At 73.3% G+C, this 11,407-nt stretch carries 10 protein-coding genes; 8 read left to right on the top strand and 2 right to left on the bottom strand.

Annotated elements, in window-relative coordinates; translation table 11 throughout:
* The 5 genes from VF665_RS09245 to VF665_RS09225 form a co-directional block, all read left to right on the top strand.
* Positions 1–676 (top strand): glycosyltransferase (locus tag VF665_RS09245; RefSeq protein WP_331053131.1); only part of this gene is annotated, 676 nt, incomplete at its 5' end.
* A gap of 109 nt (positions 677–785) precedes the next feature.
* Complete coding sequence (locus VF665_RS09240) at positions 786–1,148, top strand: cupin domain-containing protein (RefSeq protein WP_331053130.1); 363 nt, start codon at positions 786–788, stop codon at positions 1,146–1,148.
* A 4-nt stretch (positions 1,149–1,152) separates the two neighbouring features.
* Positions 1,153–2,151, top strand: a complete 999-nt coding sequence (locus VF665_RS09235; RefSeq protein WP_331053129.1) for an NAD-dependent epimerase/dehydratase family protein — start codon at positions 1,153–1,155, stop codon at positions 2,149–2,151.
* Positions 2,152–2,227: 76 nt separating this feature from the next.
* Entirely contained in the window at positions 2,228–3,397 is a 1,170-nt protein-coding gene (locus VF665_RS09230) for a glycosyltransferase family 4 protein (RefSeq protein WP_331053128.1), read from the top strand.
* Complete coding sequence (locus tag VF665_RS09225) at positions 3,394–4,365, top strand: glycosyltransferase family 2 protein (RefSeq protein ID WP_331053127.1); 972 nt, start codon at positions 3,394–3,396, stop codon at positions 4,363–4,365. The genes VF665_RS09230 and VF665_RS09225 overlap by 4 nt, the downstream gene beginning before the upstream one ends.
* Before the next feature lie 182 nt (positions 4,366–4,547).
* Here the strand turns inward: VF665_RS09225 and VF665_RS09220 are convergent, their stop codons facing one another.
* Both VF665_RS09220 and VF665_RS09215 read right to left on the bottom strand, forming a co-directional pair.
* A complete protein-coding gene (locus VF665_RS09220; protein WP_331053126.1) occupies positions 4,548–5,717 on the bottom strand; it encodes an Ig-like domain-containing protein in 1,170 nt (389 codons plus the stop codon).
* A gap of 238 nt (positions 5,718–5,955) precedes the next feature.
* Positions 5,956–7,572 (bottom strand): capsule assembly Wzi family protein, encoded by a 1,617-nt coding sequence (locus VF665_RS09215; protein ID WP_331053125.1) that lies wholly within the window; start codon positions 7,570–7,572, stop codon positions 5,956–5,958.
* A 154-nt stretch (positions 7,573–7,726) separates the two neighbouring features.
* Between VF665_RS09215 and VF665_RS09210 the strand changes: the two genes are divergently transcribed.
* The 3 genes from VF665_RS09210 to VF665_RS09200 form a co-directional block, all read left to right on the top strand.
* Positions 7,727–9,295, top strand: coding sequence for a capsule assembly Wzi family protein (locus VF665_RS09210; protein ID WP_331053124.1), 1,569 nt, complete (start codon positions 7,727–7,729; stop codon positions 9,293–9,295).
* Positions 9,296–9,317: 22 nt separating this feature from the next.
* Positions 9,318–10,097, top strand: a complete 780-nt coding sequence (locus VF665_RS09205) for a CpsB/CapC family capsule biosynthesis tyrosine phosphatase (RefSeq protein WP_331053123.1) — start codon at positions 9,318–9,320, stop codon at positions 10,095–10,097.
* A gap of 542 nt (positions 10,098–10,639) precedes the next feature.
* A partial coding sequence (locus tag VF665_RS09200; RefSeq protein WP_331053122.1) for a nucleotide sugar dehydrogenase occupies positions 10,640–11,407 on the top strand: 768 nt, incomplete at its 3' end.

Here is an 11,407-nt window from a genome sequence, read left to right as displayed (position 1 = left end):
GCGCCCGGGCGAACTACGGGTCGCCTTTCTGTCGCGGGTGGATGAGAAGAAGAACCTGCACGGCGCCATTCAGATGCTGGACGGGGTGCGCGGCGACATCCGCTTCGACATCTACGGGCCGGTGACCGACGCGGCGTACTGGGCCCGCTGCCAGGCCCTGCTCGCGCGCCTTCCCGCAAACGTCCGGACCCGGTACCACGGGCCCCTTTCGCACGACCAGGTGCCAGGCGCGCTGGCTGCCGCCGACGTCTTTCTTTTTCCCACGCTCGGCGAAAACTTCGGCCACGTGATCATCGAGGCCCTGGTGCAGGGATGCCCGGTGCTTACGAGCGACCAGACGCCCTGGCGCGCCCTGGCGGCCCGCCGCGCGGGGTGGGACCTGCCCCTGGCGCGACCGTCCGCGTTTCGTGATGCCCTGCAGCGCCTGGCCGACATGGACGACGGCGAGTACCGCCCCTGGTCCGCGGGCGCGCTGGCCATGGGAACCGCCCACGCGGCCGACAGCCAGGCAGAGCTCAGCAACCGCGAGCTGTTCCGCCGCGCGGCTGACGGTGGCGCCAGCGCGCGCACCCGCACGGCCACTGCCCCCGTCCCCCGGTCCGCGCCGGTGTCTCACCGGCCAGCGCCGGCGTCCCACCGGCCCGCCCCGGGCCAGACCGCGGGCACGATTCTGTAGCCGCCCTGTCGCGTCCGCGGCACTCCCACTAGCTTTGCGTTCCTGACCCGCCCGTCGCGCGAAGCTTCGCGACGGGCCGCGACGTTGCCGAACCGAACCCCGTCCGTACATGCACGCTGAGACGCCGGCCACCCCCTTCGCCACTCCCAAGATCGTCGAGAAGCCGTGGGGGCGCGAAGTCTGGTACGCGCACGAAGACCGCTACGCGGGCAAGGTGCTGGAAGTCACCGCCGGGCACGCGCTCTCGCTGCAGAAGCACGAGCGCAAGCAGGAAACCATGCTGCTGCAGAGCGGCCGCCTGCGGTTCCACTTCAACGGCGCCGACTACGAGATGACCCCGGGGCAGTGCATCACCGTGCGGCCCGGCGACGTGCACCGCATGGAGGCGCTGGAAGATTCGGTTCTGCTGGAGGTCAGCACCCCCGAACTCGACGACGTGATCCGGCTGGAAGACCGGTACGGGCGTTCCTGATCCGGTGACGGAGCGTTCTGGGACCCGCCCCCTCCGCGTCGTGGTGACCGGCGGCGCGGGATTCATCGGCAGCCACCTCTGCGCCCGGCTTCTGGACGGCGGCCACCGCGTGTGGGCGGTGGACAACTTCGATCCGTTCTATCCGGAGACGGTCAAGCGGGCGGGCGTCGCGCCCCTGCTGCGGCGCGAGAACTTCCGCCTGGTGGAGGCCGACGTGTGCGAGCCCGCCGCCACCGGGGAGGCGCTGCGGGCCGCGGGGCTGGACGACGGGGCCGACGTGCTGGTGCACCTGGCGGCGCGGGCCGGGGTGCGGCCGTCCATCGAGCATCCGCTCCTGTACAGCCGCGTCAACGTGGAAGGCACGGCGGCCACGCTGGAACTGGCGCGCCGGCTGTCCATTCCCGCGTACGTGTTCGGCGGCAGCAGCAGCGTCTACGGAAACGCCGCCTCGGTTCCCTTTCGCGAAGACGATCCCGTCGCGGCGCCCATCTCCCCGTACGCCGCCACCAAGCGCGCCGGCGAACTGCTCTGCCACGCGCACGGCCACCTGTACGGAACGGGCATCGTCTGCCTGCGCTTCTTTACCGTCTACGGCCCCCGGCAGCGGCCGGACCTGGCCATCCACAAGTTCGCCCGGCTCATGCGCGCCGGCGAGCCCATCCCCTTCTTTGGCGACGGAAGCACCGAGCGCGACTACACCTACGTGGACGACATCGTCCAGGGGGTGGAGGGCGCCATCCGCTACGCCCTGGCGCACCCCGGGTGCTTCGAGATCGTGAACCTGGGGGAGAACGGCACGGTTTCGCTCTCCCGCCTGGTGTCGCTGCTGGCGTCGTCCCTGGGCGTGGAGCCCGTGCTCAACCGCCTTCCCGCGCAGCCGGGCGACGTGCAGCGCACCTGCGCCGACGTGTCGCGGGCCCGGGCGCTGCTGGGCTACCGCCCCTCCGTGCCCATCGAGGCGGGAATCCCCCGCTTTGTCGAATGGTTCCGCGCCACCGGCTGAGCCCGCGCGTTCCCGTGCCGCCGTCCCGCCCCTTTCCGGGCGCCCGCGCACCGTCGGCTCCCCGCCCGGAGCCGGGGTGACGGTGCCGGCGGGGCGCCGCCCCCGGGCCACGCTGTTCGTCCACGACCTGGCGGGCAACGCCATTGTTCGCGCGGCTCCGCTGGCCGCCGCCCTGGAATCCGAATTCGACGTGGAACTCGCGGGGCTGCTGCTGAGCGGCCCGGACGTGTACGCGCCGTTCCGCGGCCGCTTTGCCGTCCGCGCCCTGCGCTGCGCGCCCGGAGCCGCCGCCCGGTTCGCCGCCATCCCGCGGCTGGCGCGGCTGGCCTCGGGCGACCTGCTGTACGCCTGCAAGCCCCTGTTCACCACGCTGGCGCCCGCGCTGTACGCCGCGCGGGGGCGACCCGTGCTGCTGGACGTGGAAGACGACGAGTGGGCGTCGCGTTCCGTCGATGCTCCCCGCCCGGGTGCGCGCGGGCTTCTGCAGCGAGCCGCGGATACCCACCGGTGGATGGCGCGCGCCGCGCACCCGCTCACCCGGGGGGTGCGCGGGGTGACCGTTGCCACGCGGTCGCTGCAGGCGCGGTACGGGGGCACCCTGGTGCGCCATGGCCCCGACGAGGCGGTGTTCGACCCCGCCGATCCGCGGCTGGCCGGCCGGGTGGCGCTCCGGCGCGGGTTCGGCCTTCCCGACGGGCCTCCGCTGGCCCTGTTCGCCGGGGTTCCGCGCCCGCACAAGGGATGGGCGACCCTGCTGGCCGCGCTGGCGCACCCTGCCGCCGCGGGGTGGGAACTGGTGGCCGCGGGGCCTCCGGGGCGCGCCGAGTTCGAGCAGGCGCGCCAGGCGCTCGGGGGGCGGTTCCACTTTGTCGGCAGCGTGGAGAACGGGCGCATGCCCGCGCTGCTGGCCGCGTGTGACGCCGCTCCCGTTCCCCAGCGCGACACGGCCTCCGCGCGGGCGCAGCTCCCCGCCAAGGCGCTGGAGGCCATGGCCATGGGGGTTCCCGTGGTCGCCACCGCCGTCGGGGACCTTCCGGAGCTGCTGGGCGGCGGTGTTCGGGGCTGGCTCGTGCCTCCGGACGATCCGGCCGCGCTGGCCGCGGCCCTGGCCGCCGTCGCGGCACGCCCCGCCGAGGCCGCGGGGCGTGCCCGCGCGGCGCGCGCCTGGTTTCTGGAGCAGGCCGGGGCCGCGGCGCTTCGCGCCCGCCTGCTTCCGCTCGCCCGGGCCGCGCTGGAGGCCGGGTGACGGCGCCGCGCGACGGCGCGGGCGCGCCGCGGGTGGTTATCTGCATCGCCACGTACCGGCGCCCGGGGCTGCTCGCCGCGCTGCTCGGCAGCCTGGCCGGGGTTCGCTTTCGGGAGGGTGCCCCGCGCATTTCCGTGGTGGTGGTGGACAACGACGCCCAGGGCTCGGCCGCGCCGGTGCTGGAGCGGGTTCGCGCGGCCGGCTTTCCGTTCGCCCTCACGGGGCTGGTGCAGGCGGAGCGCAACATCTCGCTGGCCCGCAACGAGGGGGTGCGATGGGCGCTCGCCCGCGGGGCCGAGTGGGTGGCGTTCGTGGACGACGACGAAACCGTGTCCCCCGAGTGGCTGGACGAACTGCTGGCGGCCCAGCGGCGCACCGGGGCCCGGGTGGTTTCGGGGCCGGTGCGCGCGCGCTACGCCGGCCCGGTTCCCGGGTGGATCGCCCGGGGCGGGTTCTTCGAGTCGCCGGGCGGGGCGGACGGCTCCGAACGGGTGACCGCCGCCACCAACAACGTTCTCGTGGACGCCGCTCTGCTGCGCGGCGAGGAGGGCCCGTTCGATCCGCGGTTCGGCACCAGCGGAAGCGGCGACTCGCTCTTCTTCATGCACGCGCAGAGGCGCGGCGCGCGCATCGTGTGGGCGGCGCGAGCGTGGGTGGAAGAAACGGTGCCGTCGTCGCGTGCCCGCGGCGGGTGGATTCTGCGCCGGGCCTTTCGTGTGGGCAACGGCGCGCTCTGGTGCGAGCGCGCGCTGGACCCCCCCCTGCGGCGAACGGCCAGGCGCGTGGCCAAGGGAGGCGCGAGGCTCGTGCTGGGTGCGGCCCTGCTCCCGGCCGCGCTGCTGCGGGGCCGCCGCGGTGCCATGCGCGCGCTGTGGAACGTATGCTACGGGGCCGGCTGCCTGGCCGCACTGGCCGGATACCGCTACCACGAGTACAGGGAGAGCGGGAGCGCCGCCAACGGCGGATGAACCGGCTCACGACGGCGGAACGCCCCCGGTCCACAGCGGGACCGGGGGCGTTTTGATCGCGGCCGGAAGGCGGGCTCCGACCGGGAGAAGCACAGCGGCGACGACGCGGCCGTGCCCGAGTGCGTGCTTCCGCCGCCCCGGAGATCGCGGTGCGGCGGTGCGCCAGCTCCGGAAGGCCGGAATTACGGGCGCCGGGCGGGCACGTTCGGCGAAACCAGGGGGGAGTTCCGCTCGGGCGAGATCACCACGTCGTCGAACAGGATGAACTCGTCCCTGACGGGGGCCCAGGACGCCTCGCTGCCGCCGAAGAAGGTGGTCATGTGAAACGCGTCGATGGCCCAGGTGTCCACGTCGCGAAAGCGCATCCCGCGCTGGTCAAGCACCTGGACCCCGTCCACCCAGCCCTGAACCACTCCGTCGTGCCGCCCCGGGGTGTTCATCACCACCCGCGTCTCGAAGTGGTACCAGCGGCCGGGGATGGCGGTCACCGCCTTGCCGGCCACGGTCCAGTTCAGGCTCTGGCCGAACTCGTTCGGCTGTTCCGGGTGGTAGACGTACTGCAGCAGGCGCCCGTTGCCGGACCACATGGCGCGACCGCTCCACCCGTCGCGCCCCGTGGGACGGCTGCCGCCCGTGTTGCCCGCGCCGCCGGCGAGCCCCGGGAGCTTGCCCCCGAGCACGAACTGAAAGCCGGGCGCGAAGCGGACGCGATACGAGGCGTACAGGTCGGTGTACGTACCGCCCAGCGGCAGCACCCAGAGCGCCCCCCCGGCCGCGGGCCCTACCCCGCCGCGCGGAAACGCCACCCGCAGCGAGCGGCCGCCGCCGTACGCGAGATCGCCACCCACGACGGTAACCCGGCCTTCCTGCACCCCCTGGCTGTAGAACGGTCGGTTCCAGCCGGCGTTCAGGGCGGCCACCGTCAGGGGGCCGGGTGCCTGGTCCTCGAAGTCGTTTCGGTACACGTCGGGGGTGACCATCGCCGCGCCCGTCACGCCGCCCGCGGTGGCCGTGATCCGCACGGGGCGGCCGGGCCGCAGCACCCGCACCACCCCCGTCTCGTCCACGGCGACGGAGGACGGGTCGGAACTCGCCCAGGTAACGCGGCGGCCGGTGACGGTCTCCTTGTCGGCGTTCTGCAGCGTGGCGGTCAGCCGCAGCGAACGCCCGGCCGGCAGCAGCCCCAGCCGGGCGGAGGCCGGGGCGACCACCACGGAGGCCACCGGCCGCGCCTGCACCGCGGTGCGCAGGGGGAGCGTGGGCGACGGACTGGAGGGAGAGCAGGCCGCGAGCGCGGCGATCACGACGGCGGGACAAAGCCGCCGGGCGGGCGACGAAAGAACGCTGTGCATGAGGGCTGGGCCGGTCGGGACGGGGGCGGATCCGGGCAACGCGCCGGGGGCGTGCGCGGACAGAGTGCCGCGCGCGATCAGATCCGCGAGGTGTGGAGAGGTGGATTGAAAGTACAGGACAGGGCGGCGAAGCGAAAGAGCACTGCGACTCTCCTGGGTCGCAGTGCTCTTCGGGTCCCGGAGCGAAGTCGGTCCCCGGAGCAAGGCGGCGCCCTGCGCGGGGCGGGCTCTCCGCGCGTCAGGGCCGGGCCGAAAGCTGCAGCCGGAGCGAGTGGTTGAACGGGCTGGTGGACAGGTGCCGGAGCGGCCAGTCGCCCGCGGGGTTCTGAAACAGGTAGTTGTAGCGCCGTCCCGCCGTCCACTCGGCCTGCGCCCAGAACGGCCCCGCCGCAACGCCGGCCCGCGCGCCGCCCAGGATGTTCACGTCGTGGGCGCGATACCTGTTGTGGCCCCCGGGCTTGTCGTAATACGCGTCGTTCGCCCAGCGGATGCGGTTGGCGAATACGCCGAACTGCGCCGTGCGGGGCATGTAATCCACGGCCAGCCACTGCGACGACGCCCCCGGTCCGATGGACGCGCCCAGCGGCTGCCCCTCGTGCGTGTACCCCTGCGGGACGGCGCGCCCCGCGTACCAGCTGCCGGTGGGCTCGGCCCGGTACGTGGCGCTCTTCTCCAGGTCCGACAGCTCGCCCTGCAGCCGGATCACTCCTCGCAGCGCCGGCCGCGCCCATTGAAAGCCCAGCGTGTAGCCCTGCGTGTGCTCCGGCGTTTCCAGCATCTCGCGCGGGGAAGACGGAAGGCGGTGGCGCCCCCACTCCCCGTAGACCTCGGCCCCGTCCCCGGGCAGGATCCAGCGGCCGAACAGGGTGCTGACCTGGTCGAAGGGATGGGCCCGGGCCGTATCGCCCGCGCCCGCCCAGCGGCTGAACACGCCGAATGCGCCGTCGGCCGCTCCGCCGTCCGCGGGGGCGTACACGGCCCGCGCGACTCCCAGCGACAGGTTCGCGGCCGGATGCAGCACCAGAGAGGCGGCGCTCAGGGAGCGGCGGCGCCCCGCCGAGGCGGTGTCCCACGCGGACGACCGGAGCCGTCCCTCGATCCACCGCGCCTCCAGCCCGCCGAGCGGCGTGCGGAGCGGGCGCGAGGTGCGCAGCAGCGCGTGGGGAAAGCCGCCGGCGTTGTTGCTCAGCACCAGCGCGTTGCGGATCCCCGGCCCCCACCACTCCGCCTCGGTGGCGGCGCCCGCCTCCACGGCGCCCAGGCGCAGGGTCAGCGACGACTCGCCGGGGAGCACGCGCGTCCGTGCCCCATCTCCGAACCGGTACGGAAGGTCCGCGGAGTGCGCGCCGATGTACCACGGCGTGGTGAAGCGGGCGCGCTGTCCCGCGTCCCACGCGTCGGGGAGCACGGAATCAAACTGGGCGTTCTGTTCCCACACCACCTCGGGCGCCAGCACCAGGCGCAGCGGCCCCGCGGCCGCCTCCACCCCGGCGGACAGGCGGCCGGACCCGCCGCGGCCCGCGTACAGCGCGCCGTCGTTCAGTGAATGGGGAATCTCCTTGTTCCACCCCGCCTCCATCCAGGGAGCAAGCAGTCGCAAGGACGCGCCGGGCGCGCGCGGGGTGGCCGTAGAGGCGGAGCGCAGAAGCCCCGGCGCGGGCCCGCCCCGCAGGGCGGCGGTACGCGCGCGGTCTTCGGCCACGCTGCCCAGCAGAACCAGCGGGCGGAAGGCCGCGGGCGCCGTGGGCACGGAGTCGCGGGCCGGGGATGAGCCGGCGCCGGGAGCCTGCGCTTCGGCGCGGGCACAGGCAAGCAGGGCCGCGGCGAGCGCGGCGGTGCGGAGGGTACGCGGCATGGAGGGCAGGGAGGGGCGCTGGACAGGATCGGGTGTATCATGATAACATCCTTTCTCGTTTGCGTCCAACCACTTCCGCCGCATCCTCCCCCACGTGCCCTCCCCGTTTTCATCGTTCCACTCCCGCGGCGCGCGCACCGCGCGGCGAGCCGGGGTGGCCCTGTGCCTTCTGCTTGCCCCCCGTGCGGCGCGGGCGCAGAACGTGGCGCTCGACGTCTTCCCGGGGAGCACGTCCGAGGCGTACCTGCGCGCCCTGCAGGTGTCGGGGGCCGTGCCGCTGCATCCCTGGTCCATCCGCGGCTTTTCCCAGGCCGAAACGGACCGCCTTCTGCCGGATTCGGCGCACCCCTGGTCCGCGCGCACCCGTCCGGCGGGGAACGGGGTGCACCTGCTTTCCCCACGCGCGGACCTCGTGTACAACTCCGCCTTTCCGTACGGGGCCAACGACGGGGTGGTGTGGGCCGGGCGCGGCGTGACGGCCAGCGGCTCGCTGGGCGTGTCGGCGCGGTGGCGGGCGCTCTCCGTCCGGCTGCAGCCGGAGGTGTTCTGGGCGCAGAACGCGGAGTTCACGCTCATGCGCGCGTCCGGCCCGCAGCCGCTGGCCGATCCTGACAACCCGGCCAACATCGACCTTCCCCAGCGCTTCGGCACCGGGGCGTACCGCCGGGTAGACCCCGGGCAGAGCACCATCCGGCTGGACGTGCTGGGGCTTGCCGCGGGCGTGAGCACCGCGGGCCAGGCGTGGGGGCCCGCGGCGGACCAGCCGCTGATCCTGGGCGCCAACGCGCCGGGGTACGCGCACGCCTTTCTGGGGACCTCGTCTCCGTGGAAAGCGGGGATCGGCCGGGTGCACGGACGACTGGTGTGGGGTTCGCTGCGCCAGTCGGACTGGTCGCCGGCGGACCCGGATTCCGCCCGCCGCTTCATGGCGGGGGCCGTCGGGGTCTTTACCCCCCGCGGCGTGGACGGGCTGGAGATCGGGTTCAGCCGCTTCTTCCACATCCCCTACGGCGACGACGGAGTAGGGGTGCACGACTTTCTGCGCCCGTTGGAAACGTTTTTCAAGGCCCACCTGGGCAAAACGGGCCAGGGGCCCGACAACCGGAGCGACGCCGAAAACCAGCTGGCCTCCGTCTTTGCCCGCTGGGTCTTTCCCCGCGCGGGCCTGGAGGTGTACGGCGAGTACGGGCGAGAAGACCACAACTGGGACCTCCTTGATTCCTTTCTGGAGCCGGACCATACGGCGTCGTACGTCCTGGGCGGCTCGCGCGCGTGGCGGCGCGGGGGCACCCTGTACTCCGCGCGGGCCGAGCTCCTGAACAGCCAGGCTTCGCACCTGCAGACCGCGCGCAACCAGGGCCGCTGGTACCGCCACTTCGCCGAGCGCCAGGGGCACACGCACCGGGGCCAGCTGCTGGGCTCTCCCGCGGCGTACGGCGGCGGCGGCAGCGTGGTGGCGGTAGACGCGTTCACCCCGCGGGGCGGGTGGAGTGTGGACTGGACCCGCACCCGCGTGCGCGACAACTGGGGGCTGGGCGCCGCGGCGGTGCCGGACCCGGACCCGCGCACCGACGTGCTGCACTCTCTGGGCGGCGAAGCGCTGGTCTTTGGCCGCGGGATGGACGCGGTGTTTCAGGTGCGCACGACCTGGGAGCTGAACCGCCACCTGGAGGACGATGCCTTCAACCTCACGGCGGGCGCCGGGCTCCGGCTCCACTTCTGAACGGCGCGGGCGGAACGGCCAGATGATCACCGACTTCCACAACCACCTGATCCCCGGCGTGGACGACGGCGCCGCGGACGCGGCGGAAAGCGCGGCCGCGCTCGCCACCTTTCACGAGCAGGGGGTGCGCACCGTGGTCTGCACCCCCCACGTGAGCGGCGCGCTCACGGCCGATCCGGCGGCCCTGGCCGCGCGGCTGGCGGAACTGGACCGCGGGTGGGAGGCGCTGGCCGCGGCGGCCTCCGCCCACCCCGCCATGCGCGTGGTGCGCGGCGCGGAGGTCATGCTCGACACCCCCCGCCCGGACCTTTCCGATCCGCGGCTGCGGCTGGGCGGAACCGCCTTCGCGCTGGTGGAGTTTCCTTTCATGTCCGTGCCGCCCAACGCCGTCGAGGCGCTGTTCGCCCTGCGCATGCAGGGGTGGACCCCCGTGCTGGCCCACCCCGAACGGTACGCCAACGCCGCGCCGGACCTCCACGAGGCGCCGGAGTGGAAGCGCGTGGGCGCCCTGCTGCAGGTGAACGCGGGAAGCCTGCTGGGGCGGTATGGCCCCGACGCGGCCCGGCGCGGCTGGGGGCTGGTGCGCGCCGGGCTCGCCGACTATCTGTGCAGCGACTACCACGCACGGGGCCGCTGCCCCGTGGCCTCGTGCCGCGCCCTGATGGAGGAGCGCGGGTACGGTGAGCAGGCCCGCCTGCTCACCGAGGAGAACCCCGCGCGGCTCCTGCGGGGCGAGGCGCCCCTCCCCGTTCCCCCCCGCCAGCGCAGCCGCCCGCTGTGGAGGCGCATCCTGGGCCGCTGACGAGATGAAAGTACGCCTCCTTTCCCGCCACGCGCTCCGGTCCGGCGTTCTGGGGCAGTTACGGTACACTTTCCCGGGGCGTGCCTGACCCGCTCGTGTCGCGGAGGGGTGCACGGCCCGCTTGCCGCTTTCCTCTAATGCGCTGCGCTGCTTGCACTTCACTCCGGCGGCGGTCCCTCGCCGGCGCCGGTCCGCGTCCTGCCTGTGGAGCGCGGCACAAAGGCGTTGCAGATGTGTAGCACGGGAAGCCGGCGGGAAGGGGCGGTGGATTGACAAACACTGTCCAGACGGTGTAGCTTTAGCAACGAGCGCAACTTGCGGGATTTGCTCCCTTCGGGAGCTGCTGCAGTTCCCGATGCGCCCGCGTTCCACCCCACCAGCCGTATCGCGCAGACTCGCCTGCCCGGCGGGGATTGCTCGGCCTCCGGGCCGCCGACCAAATCTCCTTGCCGGCACCGCCCGTTCGTTCCGGCTCGCCGGAACACAACTGAACCTCACCCGTTTCCGCAGACGGTATACATATGATCCGGGCCAGCAGCCTGATGGACCCCTTTCTCGACCGCACCGCGGTGGTCGGAATCGTGGGATTGGGATACGTGGGCCTTCCGCTCGCCGTGGAAGTGGCCCGCAGCGGCTTCCGCGCGCTCGGCTTTGACGTGGCCCCTTCCGTGGTGGACGGCATCAACGCCGGGCACAGCCACGTGCAGGACGTGTCGTCGGAACTGCTGGCCGCCTTCGTGGGCGAGGGGCTGCTGTCGGCCACCGCCGACCTGGCGCGACTGGGCGAGTGCGACGCCGTGTGCATCTGCGTCCCCACGCCGCTCAACAAGATCAAGGACCCGGACCTGTCGTTCGTAGTGAGCGCCTCCGAGGCCATCGCCCGGACGCTGCGCCCCGGGCAGCTCGTCATTCTGGAAAGCACCACCTACCCCGGCACCACCCGTGAGATCATGCTCCCCATCCTGGAGCAGACGGGGCTGCGGGTGGGCGAGGACGTCTTCCTGTGCTTCAGCCCCGAGCGGGTGGACCCGGGCAACCCGGTGTGGCACACCCGCAACACCCCCAAGGTCATCGGCGGCATCACGCCGGCGTGCCTGGCGAGGGGCAGGGCGCTGTACGACAAGATCTTTGACACGCTGGTGCCGGTGGAGAGCGCCGAGGCGGCGGAGCTGGTGAAGGTGTACGAGAACACCTTCCGCATGATCAACATCGCCCTGGCCAACGAGCTGGCGCAGGCGTGCGACCGGCTGAACGTGGACGTGTGGGAGGTGATCGAGGCGGCGGCCACCAAGCCGTTCGGCTTCATGAAG

The organism is Longimicrobium sp., from assembly GCF_036387355.1.
In the GTDB taxonomy this organism is placed as follows: domain Bacteria; phylum Gemmatimonadota; class Gemmatimonadetes; order Longimicrobiales; family Longimicrobiaceae; genus Longimicrobium.
The sequence above is the reverse complement of the archived record's forward strand: the minus strand, read 5'-3'. Positions and strand labels throughout refer to the sequence as shown.

What these genes read in the sequence shown, in the direction of transcription:
- VF665_RS09240 (WP_331053130.1), top strand. Translation starts at nt 786, where the DNA reads ATGCACGCTGAGACGCCGGCCACCCCCTTCGCCACTCCCAAGATCGTC.
- VF665_RS09220 (WP_331053126.1), bottom strand. Translation starts at nt 5,717, where the DNA reads ATGCACAGCGTTCTTTCGTCGCCCGCCCGGCGGCTTTGTCCCGCCGTC.
- VF665_RS09215 (WP_331053125.1), bottom strand. Translation starts at nt 7,572, where the DNA reads ATGCCGCGTACCCTCCGCACCGCCGCGCTCGCCGCGGCCCTGCTTGCC.
- VF665_RS09205 (WP_331053123.1), top strand. Translation starts at nt 9,318, where the DNA reads ATGATCACCGACTTCCACAACCACCTGATCCCCGGCGTGGACGACGGC.